10 protein-coding genes are annotated in these 15414 nt (G+C 55.3%); 5 read left to right on the top strand and 5 right to left on the bottom strand.

The annotated features are described in order from the left end of the window. Positions 1-336: 336 nt before the first annotated feature. The 4 genes from asnB to AC0QUY_RS20225 all read left to right on the top strand — a co-directional run bounded on the left by asnB (position 337) and on the right by AC0QUY_RS20225 (position 6190). Positions 337-2319: an asparagine synthase (glutamine-hydrolyzing) gene (gene asnB, locus AC0QUY_RS20240; protein WP_475388094.1), complete on the top strand. Its 1983-nt coding sequence runs from the start codon at positions 337-339 to the stop codon at positions 2317-2319. 72 nt (positions 2320-2391) lie between these two features. Continuing rightward, positions 2392-3543 carry a glycosyltransferase family 4 protein gene (locus AC0QUY_RS20235; RefSeq protein ID WP_475388093.1) on the top strand — a complete coding sequence of 384 codons (1152 nt, stop codon included), beginning with the start codon at positions 2392-2394 and terminating at the stop codon, positions 3541-3543. A gap of 122 nt (positions 3544-3665) precedes the next feature. Next, entirely contained in the window at positions 3666-5069 is a 1404-nt protein-coding gene (locus tag AC0QUY_RS20230) for an O-antigen ligase family protein (protein ID WP_475388092.1), read from the top strand. Positions 5070-5890: 821 nt separating this feature from the next. Next, positions 5891-6190, top strand: coding sequence for a transposase (locus tag AC0QUY_RS20225; RefSeq protein WP_475388091.1), 300 nt, complete (start codon positions 5891-5893; stop codon positions 6188-6190). 297 nt (positions 6191-6487) lie between these two features. On the opposite strand, the gene AC0QUY_RS20220 is transcribed toward AC0QUY_RS20225, so the two are convergent. From AC0QUY_RS20220 to AC0QUY_RS20200, 5 genes are all read right to left on the bottom strand, one after another. Then, complete coding sequence (locus AC0QUY_RS20220) at positions 6488-7240, bottom strand: FkbM family methyltransferase (protein ID WP_475388090.1); 753 nt, start codon at positions 7238-7240, stop codon at positions 6488-6490. 406 nt (positions 7241-7646) lie between these two features. After that, positions 7647-9104, bottom strand: coding sequence for a lipopolysaccharide biosynthesis protein (locus tag AC0QUY_RS20215; RefSeq protein ID WP_475388089.1), 1458 nt, complete (start codon positions 9102-9104; stop codon positions 7647-7649). Positions 9105-9426: 322 nt separating this feature from the next. Then, complete coding sequence (locus tag AC0QUY_RS20210; protein ID WP_475388088.1) at positions 9427-10647, bottom strand: glycosyltransferase family 4 protein; 1221 nt, start codon at positions 10645-10647, stop codon at positions 9427-9429. 289 nt (positions 10648-10936) lie between these two features. Further along, the gene (locus AC0QUY_RS20205) at positions 10937-11944 is read right to left on the bottom strand and encodes a Wzz/FepE/Etk N-terminal domain-containing protein (protein WP_475388206.1); all 1008 of its coding nucleotides are present in this window, start codon (positions 11942-11944) and stop codon (positions 10937-10939) included. 223 nt (positions 11945-12167) lie between these two features. After that, positions 12168-13661 (bottom strand): undecaprenyl-phosphate glucose phosphotransferase, encoded by a 1494-nt coding sequence (locus tag AC0QUY_RS20200; protein ID WP_475388087.1) that lies wholly within the window; start codon positions 13659-13661, stop codon positions 12168-12170. A gap of 298 nt (positions 13662-13959) precedes the next feature. Here AC0QUY_RS20200 and AC0QUY_RS20195 point away from each other — a divergent pair, with 298 nt between their 5' ends. Continuing rightward, positions 13960-15405 (top strand): polysaccharide biosynthesis/export family protein, encoded by a 1446-nt coding sequence (locus tag AC0QUY_RS20195; protein WP_475388086.1) that lies wholly within the window; start codon positions 13960-13962, stop codon positions 15403-15405. The last annotated feature ends 9 nt before the right edge of the window (positions 15406-15414 follow it).

Here is a 15414-nt window from a genome sequence, read left to right as displayed (position 1 = left end):
ACAACCTATTCGATCGCGTGGATCGACTGCGTTACCAAAGGTGCCCAGCTTGGCCGTTCGCTCGTGTTCGTTGGCGAACACGCTATTCGGCGCGAGCTGCAGGGCTGTTCGGCGGAGAACCACTTCCCTCGCTCGCCGATCCAAAGTTCTCCATGCCGATTGACTTCCCGGCTTAGCGCTTACCCCGTTCCGCGATCTGGTGGTCTGGGCTTCTGGTGCCCGAGAATGGGTAATCCGAAAGGGTCGAGCCGCGGACCAGTTCAAAATACTATGCTGCTAGGGTGTGAGTTTGGATGCCATGCGTTGACGTCCTCTCATTAGGGAGCCTGTTCAAGCATGTGCGGAATTTCCGGTATTTGGGAGCGTAACGGTTGCAGTCTGCAAGCTCTGAAAAGACGGGCGTCTGCAATGACGCAAACGCTGAGCCACCGCGGGCCGGACGACAGCGGAGTTTGGTTGAGCGAGCAAGCCAGCATTGCCTTCGGGCAGCGTCGCCTGGCAATTATCGACCTGTCCCCAATGGGACATCAACCAATGGTCTCGGCCAACGGGCAATATGCAATTACGTTCAACGGTGAAATATATAATTTCCGAGAACTGAGGGCCGAATTGGAGCGTTGCGGAGTTCGGTTTCGCGGGCATTCAGATACAGAAGTTATTGTCGAAGGATTCGCCCATTGGGGCGTCAAATCGACCATCGCCCGCCTGAACGGGATGTTCGCAATTGCAGCGTGGGACGCCGGAGAGCGTCAACTTTTCCTAGCTCGTGATCGAATGGGCGAAAAGCCGCTTTATTGGGCGATTTTCAACGGACTAGTTTTGTTCGGATCAGAGTTGAAGGCGCTGCGCGCTCATCCCGGTTGGAAGCCAAGTCTCAATCGTGGAGCGATCGCCGCCTTTCTTCGGCATGGTTATGTGCCGGGTCCATTCACGATCTATGAGGATGTCTACAAACTGCCGCCCGCCGGGTTCGTCAAAATTGCGAGCGGCGGCGGCATCGAAGTGGGAGTGTACTGGGACCTGGCCGGTGTTGTTTCGCAGGGGCAACGCAATACGCTTCAGGCCGATGAAGAGGGACTGGTCGATGAGCTCGAGGCGTTGCTGCATGATGCAGTATCGCGCCGCATGATAGCGGATGTTCCGCTTGGCGCCTTTCTGTCGGGCGGCTATGACTCATCTACTGTCGTCGCACTGATGCAGAAAGCTTCTCGGAGACCAGTCAAGACGTTTACTATCAGCTTTGAGAACCCGGCATTCGACGAAGCGAAACACGCTGAGGCTGTCGCGCGACATCTTGGGACCGACCATACAACGTTTCCCGTTAGCGGCGCTGACGCTCTCGATGTGGTGCCGAAGTTGGCCGAGATGTATGACGAGCCATTCGCCGACCCCTCCCAGATCCCGACCCATATTGTTTCCGCGTTGACGCGAAAACGCGTCACGGTGGCTCTGTCGGGAGATGGTGGCGACGAATTGTTTTCCGGATATGACCGGTATCAATGGACGGAGAACGTTTGGCGACCGAGTGCGAAGATGCCGCTTGCGCTCCGCCGCCTCGCGTCTTCAAGCATTCGCACTGTGCCGCCTGGCGCTTACAACAGCATAGCCCGCTATGTACCATACTTTCGGCGCGTGCCGCGTGTTGGCCAAAAGGCCCACCGGTTGGCGCAAATCCTCTCGGAGAAATCGATCGATTCCACGTACTATCGCATTATCTCGCACCACCAAAACCCAGAGGCTCTTGTGAAGGGGTCACAAGAGGTACGGCCGGCCTGCTGGGGTCAAGACCTCAAGGTCTTCTTGCCCGATCCGGTGGACCGTATGCGTTACCTGGACATGTGCACGTATTTGCCCGATGACATCCTGACTAAGGTCGATCGAGCCTCTATGGCTGTCGCTCTTGAGGTGCGTGTTCCGCTCCTCGACCATCGCGTGGTTGAATGGGTCTGGAAGCTTCCGTCATCTCAAAACGCGCGTGCCCGGCGCCCCAAACAGTTGCTCCGGCGTGTTCTTGCCCGCCATGTGCCCGATCGTTTGGTCGATCGCCCAAAAATGGGGTTCGGGGTTCCGCTCGCAGATTGGTTGCGCGGTCCGTTACGGGATTGGGCGGAAGACCTGATGAACGAAGCTTGCCTGAGCGCCGGTGATATTTTTCACGTCGAGGCCATTCGCTCGCTCTGGGCCGAATTCTTGAGCGGAGATAATGAGCGGTATTTCCTCATTTGGAATGTTCTGATGTTTCAGGCGTGGCATCGTCAGTGGGGCGATGCGATAGTGGCTGACACCGGAACAAGACGCTTGGCATCCCTTTTGAATTGAAGATGGCGATGACACCTTATCGGCTTTGGTGGAATCCAGCAGGGCGTGCGACCTAAGCTTGGGGAGTGTCCGGTGCGAATTCTCTCGATAGATTTTTCCATTCCCTATCTCTTGAAGGATGATAACTATCCGATCGGCGGCTGGGCCGTCCAACTTTCAATATGGCTTCGCGCGCTTGAAAACGCCGGTCACGAAGCCGCTCTCCTTACCTGGAAGGGTGCTTTGGCCCATGTAGGTTCGGGCCAGCAAATCAAACTCATCGAAACCTATGATCCCGAACATGGGGTGCGGGTTGCGAAGTATTTCTACTCATACATTCCAAAAATACTGGCAGCCGCCCGCGCCTATCATCCAGATATCATGATCCAGGGCGTATGTGGGGTCCATACCGCCATCATGGCTTTCGTCGCCGGCCAACTAGGGATTCCGTTCGTTCACCGCGTTGTCAGCGACATGAACGTCGATGAACGATGCAAAGACGGGCTTCGATCTTATGAATGGTTAGCTTATTCTTGGGCTCGGCATCGAACAGCAGCATTTCTCTGTCAAAATGAGTATCAACGCGAAAAATTGGCAGCGCTGTTTCCGGGCACGCCTATACACGTCCTTCATAATGCCGTTGTCGTAGCCGAGGACGCGCCCGCTCCTTTGCCGCGCGCAGAACGCAGCTATGTCGCCTGGCTTGGTGTTTTCCGCTATGGAAAGAATTTGCCACTGCTTTTTCGAATCGCCCAGGAATTTCCGGCCGTCAAATTCCGCGTGGGCGGGATGCCGGACCGAGAGGTTGATCAACCGACGCTGGACGCCGTGAATGGCCTGCGCCATCTGCCAAACGTGGAACTGGTTGGCCTCGTCCGGCGGGCAGACGTTCAACAGTTTCTATCGGAAGCGACGATGCTTCTCTCCACATCGGATTTCGAGGGCTTCTCGAACGTGTTCCTGGAAGCGCTCGCCGTGGGCACACCTGTCATAACGCGCCGGCAAGTCGATCCGGACTCGATCGTCCTGCGTCATAGCCTTGGCGCATCGGCTGAGGACGAGTTGGCGCTTTCCAAATCCGTGAAGGCGTTCTGGGACATGGACGCGAATGAATACAACGCGGTCGCTCAACGATGTCAGATCTATGTGAAGGCCAATCACTCGCCGACGGCAAAAGCTCGCGAGTTGATTGCGGCTTTAACGCCTCTGGTCGCTAAGTCAAAACACCCAGGGCAATCGCTTTGAAATGGTCCACTCGAACCCTTGTCAGGCCAGGTTACCCAAACGGACCGCTTGGGAGGAACAGGATGATATGAATTTGGCTGTGATTGAGCGTTTAGAGTAGATCAACCAGATCCGATAGGTCGATGAGTGCATCTTTGAGCCATAGCGGCCGAGCGCCGTATCATCTCGCGTTGCCGCATTCAGTCGCGCAAGCTGGCACCGGCACCTTTTTCTTTCTGTTGTTCGTTTTCATGTGGCCCTTCCAGCGCGTGCCATTTCTGACGGACAATTTGTTCGGCATCCAAGGGCTTAAACCCTTCAACCTATTAGCAGCAGTAGTCTTGGCTTATCTGGTGTTCGACACTGCGCTCCTGCATGCGGCCGATAAAATCGAACGAACATCCATCAGAATTTTTCTCCTGTACTTCGCAATTTTTGCCATCGCCCTCATTCGATCAGTTCCAAACGCGCCCCTTTTGCACAGTCGCTTCCCTGATTCATTTCCAGAGTCCTACTTTGACTTTGTACTATCGGCCTGCGTTGTGCCGACCTTTTACCTTCTACCTTTCCTCTTTATCCTTAAGCGTATGTGCTCCCTTCAGGAGCTCGAGAGGATCACGACGGTGATCTGCCTTTCGATACTATCGCTATCAGTCGCTTTCGTCGCGCTCTGCCTGATGAATCCGTCCATTCTGCTTTCAGGTCACTCGAGCGGAACGGCTGCGCTGGTGCCAGCTAGCCGGGACGAAATGGCCACGTTGTGCGAAACGTATTTTGGAGTCCATTACAATCAGATTGGAACCATATACATTTGTACGGTACCCTTGTTGATGTATCAAGCTCTTACGCGCGGTGCTCTCTGGATCGTACCCCTGTGTCTATCGCTCCTGGCGGTTCTTCTCCTCGGGTCACGCATGGCGCTTGTCACAGTAGCAGCTTCGTGTTGCCTATTCCTGATCCTGCGGCGCAGATTTGTCATTCTAGTTGTTGGTGCGGCGGCGGCTGGTGTCACCTCGCTCCTGTGGATCGGGCCAGCCATTCAAGCTCTTCTTTCGATCGGGTTTGATGACGGTTCCGGCGGCTCGGCCGATGCTTTGTTCACGGGCCGTGTCTATTACATTTGGGCTCCGCTGCTCAATGAATGGACGAGCGATACCGGCCTATTCCTGTTTGGCGCTGGTCGCTACGGAATGGGGACGAGCCAACTTTGGGACACAGGAACCCTGATCCAGGCCAACCATGCGCATAATGCAATTATCAACTTCTTTCTCGATTGCGGGGTGATTTTAACTGGTGTGCTTCTAACTTTCCTTCTCGTTGGAATAGCGACCGCCTGGCGAGTTGGGCGAAGGTTGAATAGTGACTTATATTGGGCTCTGTTCGCGTGCATCTTTGGTTGTGGAATTAGTACGGTGACGGAGTGTGACATCCTTCCAATAATTGAAAACATGTATGTATTTCCGATCATTGCGATGATGATCAACTTGGCGCGGGTGCGCTATCTGGATGCCGATCACAGTCGATACAGTCCGACAAAATTGTCTTGAACTGCAAGACGATTCAAAAGCCTGAAGAGATCGTTGCGCAGCGTAAGTACAGTCAGGCGAAATGCGCGCGTTGCTGTAGAGGAAATATGCCCTAGGCTTCTCGGGGGACACAGGTGGAGTACCCCAGCGCTTGCCCGCGGTACCCACGAGCTTCGGTCTCGTAGCTCTTATCCCCGTACACCCCGTCTGCGAGGTTGCTGGCGCATTTGGACAAGATGGAACAGCCGGCATGGATCAGCGTCCTGTCCGGCGGACACCAAGGGCACGAGACCGTTTGTAAAAAAGCGTTTTGGTAACTGGGGCGCCGGCTTCTCAGCTCGCATTTGTGCGCTTTTCAGATCTTGCAGGCTGCAACCATTACGCTCCCAAATACCGGAAATTCCGCACATGCTTGAAAAGAGCTCCCTAATGAGAGGACGTCAACGCATGGCATCCAAACTCACACCCTAGCAGTCTAGTATTTTGAACCGGTCCGCGGCTCGACCCTTTCGGATTACCCATTCTCGATCAAAGGAGAAGCCCAGACCAGCCGGTCGGGGAATGTGACCTGAGCCCTTCTTTCATCCAGTGACGGAGTCCTGAGTTGATTTGAGCCCATCTAACCTGGTCGAGCAACGGGGCGGGGCGCGGAGCCCTCAGGGCAGCGCAGCGTCCCGTCCCGTTGCCCCTCGGGAGCGCTGCTTTTGGCGTAGGCGTCTGGCGTGAGATTGCGGAGGCCGCTGTGCGGCCTGATCATGTTGTAATCGTCTTTCCTGAGCGACAGAACCTCAATTCAGAGAATCTCCTGCTGTGTTGTCCCAGGAGTTCATGTGAGCGAACATATGTCTGATAGTAGGAATTTCGAAGTTATCACGGCTTCGGCTGAGCGGCCTTCGGTTAGTCCCGGGCGGAGCTACCGCCGCTGGTCGCGGGAGGAGAAGGATCGCATCGTCGGGGAAACGTTTGCGCCGGGGGCGAACGTGTCGACGATCGCGCGGTCTCATGGGCTCGATCCATCGCAGTTATTTGCGTGGCGACGCAAGGCGCTGGCCTCGGGGCTGGTCGCGCCGCTCTCTGGAGCGCGAGGCGGAGGGGTCAAGTTCGCGCGCTTTGAAGCTCGAGCGAGATGGTGGAAATCGTGATCCGCCCCTCGCATCCGATCCTTATCATGGCAGACCTCCACGCCAGCATTTGTAACTCTAACAATAGCTTCCTCACTCAAAGTCGCGCGCCCTCCTATGATCTGCATCGGCATACGATAGCACCTTTCCCCCGCCGCGATCTGCCGCTGGTCGAGCGGGATCCGGGCCGCGTAGAGCCAAGCGAACGCATACCGCGTATCTGCACGCGCGGCCGATGTGTTTCTGGAAGTCTTTTCGAAGTAGCGCCGTAATAAGACACGCGCCGGGTCGCCTTGCCCGGCGCGTGTGGCGTCGCTACTAAAGCGTGGTGTGTATGTCGTACCAGCTGGACAACGTGCCGGTCGCCTTCGCCTGGCGCCACCGGGACAGGGCCTTATCCGCGGAGTACCAGTTGCCGTCGCTCTCCCAGGGGCCGGGTCCGGAACTGTGTCCGGAGACGAAGAAGCGCCCGGCGCGCTTGATCCGGCGGCAGTCGGCGTAGCCGAGCTCTCGCACGACCCGCTGGATGATCCGGTCGTACAGACACTCCTGGTTGGCGAGCTCGCGGAATGACGTCTGACTGACGATCTTGAATTTACCGAAGCCGATTTTCTGCGCGTGCTCGACCAGTTCTTCGACGTCGTCCCCGACCTCGAACGAGAGGTATTCCGGGCGGTTCTCCGAAGTAAGCGAGAGCACGCATAGCCGATCCGCCCCTTCGATATCGACCTTGATATAGAACGGCGCACTATAGCGGGAGAGCAGGTCTTGCATTGTCATGCCAGGCACCGTGATCGAGCCGATCGGGAGCTTGTGCGCCACGCGGTCGCCGAACATAGAACTCGAGCCCGGGTCGCCGCCGCTCAGCACCAATTCGACGGGATCGCGACTCGTCGAGATCGCCGCGTTGACGCATATCATTTGTCCCGACGCCATCTCGGCGGCGAACTTCTCGGTGGCGCGTTGCACCAGCTCCGGATTGGCCTCCACCGCCACTACTCGATATCCGGACTGCAAGTAGTACGCGGTGTCCGCGCCGTCGTACATGCCGATATCGAAAACGGTACGCATTCCGTGTTTCTCCCTTCATGCTATCTGGCGCCCGACGTCGTTGCCGCCTCGAATGGTCGATATCGACCGCCTTTGCCCAGGGCCGTAGCGTTCCATCGTAAGCGAATTTCGAGACGTCCGTGTTTTGAAAAAGGTGTTGTGCAAGACTTTCCCCGTCGCCTGGCCTTAGGAACCCAACCGATCCAGGAATGGCTTCAGCCAGCGTTCAAGCTCGTCTTCCCGATCCGACGTTGCGTTCCCATGGTCGGCCCTCCAATAGGCTCACCAAACAGACCAATCCGCCAAAGTAGTGCTAGCCTCGCAGACCTGGCTACCGGCGACGTCAAACAACGTTAAGACGTTTTGTTGGCGGATGGTCGGTTGACAATCGGAGACGCTGACTCCCCTACGATATGGACGAGATGTATTAGCTAATGCGGATAGATTCCCATTCTCTTCGCATCTCAGCAAGCGTTCGATAATGCCCCGTCGCAAACAAAATAATAACGTAAAGCACCAGAACTGCGGCAGGCGCGCCTATAGCAGCAATTGGCGTCGATGGTTGCAGCAGGTCGGCCGAAAAACGTATCACGAGTGCGGACACTGCCGATGCGATCGAGAGCTTTCCAAGGATTGTCCAATTCTGCAATTTTGCGACTGGAACGCTCATTACTTTTGAAAGTCTTCTCAGGCAGAGCGTATACGTCACGAAAGTGGCCAGTACCGATCCTATGGCCGCGCCCGGCAAGCCGTAATACCAAGCGCTAACTAGACTGGTTATTACGGCAAAGGGCAAAATTGAGGCTTCATAACGCATGTTAGCTGACCCTTGTCCGAGCACATTCAGCAGGGTGGTAATTTCAGCCGAAATCAACGTCTGAACCAGATAAATACGCAGCACTGGCGAGCCGCTCACGTACTCCTTCGTAAACAGGAACTGGATGACTTCATCGGAAAAGGCGAATAGTGCCGCAATAGCTGGGAACATGATCGCGCTGATGATTACGTTACCTTGATTGTTCAGGCGCAATAGCTCTTCGTGGCGACCAAGTGAATGGAGGTGGCTCATTCTGGGCAAGAGCAAATTGCCGAGTACACCTCTCAGGACTTCAAAGGGCATAAGGAGCGTAGTTGCAATTGAAAAAATGCCGAACACCCCTGATGAAAACATCGTGGCCACAATCCATTGCTCGGCCTGTTTCCGCATGCTCCATAGTAAGGTGGCCACGCCAAATGGAAGAGCATACCGAAGCTGTTCACGGAATTGCAGCTTGTCCAGCGGAAACAGTCGAATACCGCAATGGCGTGCAATGAAATAAGCCAAAAGCCCAAGCCGCATGCAGGCGGCAATCAAGGTGGCAACCAGCACCTCTTCAAACCGTTGAAAAATTGCTGCTGCGGAAATTATGAGCGCGGCCCTGAGTACAGATGTGGCCAGGATAGCTTGTGCCTGCCATCGAATCTGCCCTGCGGCGTTAGGTAACACGTCGAGTAATAAGCCCAAATTCCAGACAAACAGGAAAATCGCGAGCAACAACCCGTGGTCGTGCAGCAGGTCTTTGATGCCCGAGGGAAGGGCATTACCAAGGACAAAAATCAGAAGCGTCGCAATCATCGTTGTGGCGAGCAAGAACAGCACCGTCTGCCCGACGTAAAGCTGGCGTCCTTTTGAATCCAAGCGGACAAAGAAGAAAAGCAAGCTACGGGGCATGTTAAAGGGGAACAACAGGGCCACAGTAGTTACAAGCAGCCAGAACAGCCGATATTCGCCGAAGGCTGTGGGGCCGATCGTTCGCACCAGAACGACCGGCGTCAATAGCATGATGACCTGTTCGATGTAACCCGCAGCGGAGAGTGCAATGCCTTGACGTAATATTGATGCCATGGATCAGCGACCTAGCGATGGCGCCGAAGATAACGAGCAGGAACGTCGGCCCGCCCCGAACTTTCCACGGCAAAGAAGATCAAAGCTCACTGGTAAGCCTCCGGAAAACATGCAGCAAACAAACTCTGGGAACTGACGTGCTCACAGCTCATCTTTGGCGGGCCTTATCCCATCGGCTTCATGTGGCCAAGCGGTGCGTCATCGATGCATCGCCGGTTAACGCCGTAACGTCAACAATACGAAATGACCAGAACGAGATAGGAAACAAACACGACCTGCTGCTTCAAATGAGGTGGCAATCTGAATAACTCAGGAGCGGCGCTCACAATGAGCACAAAAGTGCATCCAAATCGCCAGCAACCTTGCTCCAAGTGTAGTGCTCTAACACGACTTTTCGAGCACTCTCGATCATAGAGAGCCGAAGGCATTCATCTTCGATAAGCAATTTGATCGCAAACGCTGTCTTCTCGGGTTCATCAGCTCGCATGTAGTCGATGCCTTCACGTGCCATGCTAAGGGCTTCAATGCCTAATCCGGTTGAAACCACAGCCAACCCCATGGCAAACGCCTCAAGCACTTTATTCTTCAATCCACTGCCAATTCGCATTGGGTTCACCATGATGGGGTATTCAGCCAGTACTGAGCAAATATTGTCAACGAACCCAGTGAGACGAATACCATGGTCTCGCTTTGCCTCCTCTACAAGCCAACGTTCCGCATCCCTGCCCACCACGCACCACTCAATTCCGGCCGGTGCCAAGTACGGTCGATAGACATTCTCGTAGAAGAACCGAACAGCGTCGCTGTTCGGTTTAAAGGAAAGATTTCCCCAAAAAGCCACCCCCCTGCGTTTAGCGACATGACCATTTGCGTCAAATGTCTCCGCAAGGTCGGTCGAAACTCCGTTCGGTATTGTGCTAATGTTTGTACTTATACCGGACAATCTAGAAACGGTATGAGAATCCGCATCATTAATTGTTGTTACGTGGTTGAACCAATGAGGCAAACACGCTTCCGCCTCGGCAAGGCGTGCGCGCATTAAGTGCGCTTTTAGACGTGTTTTTAGCTGCAAGGGCCAAGGTGGAAAAAACTGTATTTCTCTGGTCAGTGTTAGAACTTCACTGTCCATGAGATCGAAGAGTATCTTCTTGTTGCTCGAAAACGGCCTAACGAATTCCGCAAGGAAAAGGCTAAAGACAATCATATGGCTGATACTGTTCTGTTCACAGATGTCGGCTATGGCTTTGGTAACCTTTGAAAAGTGATGCGGGTAGGAAAGCGAATAGTAATTTGATTCATTTCGACGGAAGTGCCTTTTCAGCGAGGGCCTGTCTGTAGGAAGATTCGGTGCGTCGTTCATCTTTTTAAAGACATCGGCCAAACCGACTAGGCCGTCATTGAAGTTATCTAGCGAACTGAGATTAACCGTCAAAAGGTACAGCTCATGCCGCTTCGCTAATTCACGGCACAGGTGCCACACGCGAAGATTATAGCCGTCGCGTAGGTTAGCGAGCCGTTTATGTGTTATTATTAGGATGCGCATCACGAGGACTCATTGATCGTTGATTGAGCGGAATCACACACCGCACGATGCTCGCTGACCAGACCTTTGACTCGGCCTGTTTTGATTTGAGCCCATTTGGCTCGTTGACGCAACGGGAAGCGGCGCTCCCCAGTGCAGCGCAGCGTTTCGCCCCGTTGCTCTTCGTGAGTACTACTTTGGCATGGGCGGCTGGCGTGAGGCCGTCGTAAACGTTATCCGGCAACGCCTTCGTGTTCAGCACGAACTGACCGGCCGGGCGGACGCCGATCGTCGCTGAAGATGGCACGCTTCACCCTGAACCGGTGAGGCGTACTGGCGCTGCCTTTGCCGATGCTTCGGTTTGATGATCTGATCGAATGGCGTCCGGAAGCGTTCGCTCGATCCTGCCGTCCTCTGTGCTTAGACGATGTTCCGACCCGCTCGCGCGGACGCCACGATGTGAGAGATCGCGCAGCATTGCGATAGCGATGCCAAGAAGCAGCCCTCCAACGATCGCTATTCCAAGCACGATTCTAGGTTTTGGCGAACTTGCCCTCAAAGGAGGCGACGCCGCGGTAACGAGACTTGCTTCGAACACCGGCGAGGATTGTTGTTGCGTCGCTTCTGTCTTGCGCAGCACGTGGCGAAAATTATCATAGGCGTTTTTCGATGATTCCGCAGCAGCTGCCAGTTTATCGATGGTAGCAGTTGAATCCGCTGGCTCTTTCCGAAAATCCTCCAACGCCTTTTGGGCAGCTAATGCTTGAGTGCTCAAGTCGCTCAGTCGATCCTTAACCCATTTCTCGTCTTGCAAGCTGCCCTTGTCCACTTGATGGGTAATATATTTCTCGGCAACGGCGTTTAGGATCTGCGCCGCCCGATCAGGATCTCGTGAGTCGAAGGTAACCTCGACAAGATACGTAGCGCCGACACGTTTGGCCGAAAGCTTGCGTTCGAAAGGTTCCAGGGCATAGCGCGCGGCGCTAACTTCCGTCTGCGGTTTACTCCAGCCGAGCAGCCGGGATATCATGCCGCTGCCTTGGCCGGTCGCAAATTCCGGGTCTTGAGCAAGGCGGAGTCTGTCGATCACGGCGCTAGCGATGCTCTCAGACTTTATGATTCCGATCTGACTTTGCACGATAGTTGACACCGCCGCAGCGTCCACAAGGGTCGTTTTCGAGTTTACGATGAGTAGCGCCTTGGCGGTGAACGTCGGTACCGCGGTGATGAGGAAAAGTGTAGCAACGCCAAGCGCCGCCAAACTTGTCAGCGATATGATCGCTACATTTCGTCGTATGAATGCCAGCACGCCCAGCACGTCTGCCAACGACACGACTGGCCCTGGACGAAATTCAGGTGGCCTGTTGTCCGGAGTTAGCCAATTATCCGTTCTATTTGTCTGGAGCATTTTCGTACCAACGCTGATAATTTCACTACTGAGGTCGGGCGCAGAATGGGACGCGACTGATGCCCAAGTCCAATGACGTCCAACTTACTAAATCAAAGGTCGATTGGTAGAAGGTGCAGCAGACGGAAAGGCGTCAATAGGCATTCCAATACACCTTTCTGGAAAAGAGGGTCATGACTACGATTTTGAGATCGAGAACGAGTGACCAGTTGTCGATATAGTAAAGGTCATGCTCCACACGACGCTGCATCTTCTCAAGGGTATCGGTGTCACCACGGTAGCCATTGACCTGAGCCCAACCGGTTATGCCGGGCTTGACGTTGTGACGACGGGAAAACGACGAAATCAGCTCAGCGAACACCTCGTTTTGCGAGGTCGCGTGTGGACGGGGCCCGACGAGCGACATGTTACCGGCCAGGACATTGAACAACTGCGGAAGCTCATCGATATTGGTATGGCGTAGGAAGCAGCCCAGACGAGTCACTCGTGGATCGTATCTGACGACAGCTCTGAAATTGTCGCCATCCTCCATTACGGTCATCGTTCGAAATTTTAGCACGCGAATGGGCTCGTTATTGTAGCCGTGCCGTGTCTGGCGAAAGAACACTGGCCCGCGGGAATCGAGCTTGATTAAGAGCGGCACTATGACGAAGACGGGGCTAACCACAATAAGCCCGGCGATTGCCGCGGCGACGTCGAATGTTCGCTTGATTGCTCGGTTGAAAGGCGTAAGGGGAGTCTGGAAGATCCGCATCGTCGCCATGTTGCCGAACTGAGTGATCCGCGACACGGCCATAAGATCGATCGTTCCAACAGGCACGACGTGAACGTCAACTGGCAGGTCTGATAGGCCGCTGGCGAGCGCGAGCGCAGTCGGAACATCCGACTCCGAAGTCAAAATGACAATGTCATCGGCGCGGAGGGGGCGGCAATCCGCGACCAGTTGGCGGATGTTAGGCAGCACTTGGACCGCGCCGGTGCGCGCCGGTACTGAAGAGCCGGCGGGAAACCTGGGAAAGTCGAACGAGCGGATGGTCCGAATTCCGGTGGCGAGTGCTCGAGCGGAAAATAGCGAGCAGTGACTCGGGTCCCCTACAACAATGATGCGCCTGGCGTCGATCAACCCTGATGCAATGGCAGGCTGAAGTACTGAGAACCATATTGCCCGTGTGCCGAGCACCGTAAGAAGGACGCTGGCGGCTTGGGCTATGATGGTGGCGCGCGAGTAGCCGTCTGAGATTTTTAGAAGGAATATCGTCGAGATGAAGAAGGAGAATACGAAGAAGACGCTGCTGGCGCCGCTCCATAGGAACACGTGCCGGGGCTGCGTCTGGATCCTCGAATATTGCTGAAGCCCTACGGAAACTAGCAACTGCAAGGTGGAAATCAGGAGAGATTCCTGGATGTACTTGGCGGCGTCCGGCGAGTCCAGCAGGACCAGCCGATGATAGAGGACGGCTGCGGAGTAAGCCGCCACGGCTACCAGTAGGAATTCGGTACTTGCTGCCAATACCAACAGGGCAACCAACCGGCTCCCCTTGCCTGCCGGGACGGCCTTGCTGCCAGCGACCGAATGAGCCGAAAGCTGCGTTGAGGCCGGCGAATTGGTAAAGGACGCATAACTCACCACGCACTCCCACCCGGTCATTCCCAGTCATTCCGCCTCCCAGCCAAATCAGTAACACTCGGGTCACTGGGCGGAAATTGGCTATAAATGAGTAGGGAGGAGTAACCACGATGGCCGATTGAGCCGGGGCGGGGCGGGTCTAAACTTCAAGCGAACATAGCGAAGAAGACGGTGAGCGGCCCCAGCGCCAATGAGAAAACAGAACGTTGGTTTTGCGGATGGTCTGATGGGACGGTTTGCTCCAACGGGAAGGGTGTCTACGCTGCCCTCCGCGGACAGGTTTGAACGATTTCACTGGATGAGCACTTTCGTACAGAGAGTTTCCGCCATGCCGAACTCCATGCTGCGCAATAGTTGCCGTTTCGACCTTTTTGGCAGTAAGCCCGGTCGCTACATTAAATGGGGCCTGGTGACTCTTGGTCTGACACTTTCCGTCACCCAAGCAAAGGCCGAATATCGGGTAAGCGTTGGAGATGTCCTGGAGGTCGCGGTGGCGGGGGTGCCGGAGCTGCGGCATCGTGCTGCCGTCCAACTGGATGGCAACATTTCGTTGCCGCTGGTTGGAATGCTTCCAGTAGCCGGCCTTCCCCTACCGCAGATCCGAGCCAATATTGGGGCCGCACTGGCTAGCAAGGTGTTTCGACAGAGGACTGCGGATGGCCGCGAGGCCGTCATCGTGATCGACGCGAATGAGGTCACGACGACCGTGGCGGAATACAGGCCGATATACATAAACGGAGACGTCTCCAAGCCGGGTGAGTATCCTTATCGTCCGGCCACCACCGCACGCCAGCTCGTCGCTATTGCCGGCGGTTACGACATCATGCGTATCAGGATGAACAACCCGTATCTCGAGTCAGCAGACCTGAGAAGCGAGTATGGATCGCTTTGGACGGAGCTCGCCAAAGAGCAAGCGCGCATGTGGCGCATCAAGAGCGAGCTCGGAGAGGCGTCGCAGTTCAATCCAGGCATGCTGGCCGACGGGCCTACGGCTCGATCGGCGATTTCGGAAATCCTCAATGCAGAAACGGAATATTTGAAGACGAAGCAGAGTGATTATCAGCAGGAAAAAACTTTCCTTCAGCGCGGCATCCGACAGGGAGAGGAACAGGTCCGCGTGCTCTCGGAGCAGCAGAAGAAAGAGGAAGAGGGGTTTCAGTCAGACCTCGAAGAATTGCAGAAAGCGTCCGAGCTCTACGGCAAAGGGTCCTTGACCAGCCCTCGCGTGACGGATGCGCGGCGCGCGGTGCTGCTGTCATCGACCCGGAAGCTGCAGGCCTCGGCGCAACTACTGCTGGTCAAGACTCAACAGGACGAGTTCACGAGAAAGCTGGGGAAGCTCGACAATCAGCGTAGGCTGGATCTGTTCCGTGAGCTGCAAGACACCAGCGTAAAGCTCAACCAGATTCGCGAAAGGCTGCAAAGCGTTGGCGAGAAACTTCAGTACACTGCGATGGTTCGCTCGCAACTCGTACGAGGAGCCGGAAGTAAGCCGGACATTGCGATCATCAGAAAAGGCGAGAAGGGGCCGGAACGGATTGTTGCAAGCGAAGATACCGAATTGCAGCCGGGTGACACCGTCGATGTCAGCCTGCGATACCAGGATGGTCCTGACGCGCCTTCCCGAAGGCTAGGCAGCAGTTCTTCAACTATCCCATTAGTGATGGGCAGAACTGAAACGACCGGGGGCGATTCGCTGCGCGAGATGGCTTCGGAAGGGAAGGGCGCCTCGTCCGGGAGGTGACTGGCGGGG

It is taken from the genome of Bradyrhizobium sp. WYCCWR15520, assembly GCF_056174665.1.
The sequence above is the reverse complement of the archived record's forward strand: the minus strand, read 5'-3'. Positions and strand labels throughout refer to the sequence as shown.

What these genes read in the sequence shown, in the direction of transcription:
- AC0QUY_RS20210 (WP_475388088.1), bottom strand. Translation starts at nt 10,647, where the DNA reads ATGCGCATCCTAATAATAACACATAAACGGCTCGCTAACCTACGCGAC.
- asnB (WP_475388094.1), top strand. Translation starts at nt 337, where the DNA reads ATGTGCGGAATTTCCGGTATTTGGGAGCGTAACGGTTGCAGTCTGCAA.
- AC0QUY_RS20215 (WP_475388089.1), bottom strand. Translation starts at nt 9,104, where the DNA reads ATGGCATCAATATTACGTCAAGGCATTGCACTCTCCGCTGCGGGTTAC.
- AC0QUY_RS20220 (WP_475388090.1), bottom strand. Translation starts at nt 7,240, where the DNA reads ATGCGTACCGTTTTCGATATCGGCATGTACGACGGCGCGGACACCGCG.
- AC0QUY_RS20230 (WP_475388092.1), top strand. Translation starts at nt 3,666, where the DNA reads ATGAGTGCATCTTTGAGCCATAGCGGCCGAGCGCCGTATCATCTCGCG.
- AC0QUY_RS20225 (WP_475388091.1), top strand. Translation starts at nt 5,891, where the DNA reads ATGTCTGATAGTAGGAATTTCGAAGTTATCACGGCTTCGGCTGAGCGG.
- AC0QUY_RS20195 (WP_475388086.1), top strand. Translation starts at nt 13,960, where the DNA reads ATGAGCACTTTCGTACAGAGAGTTTCCGCCATGCCGAACTCCATGCTG.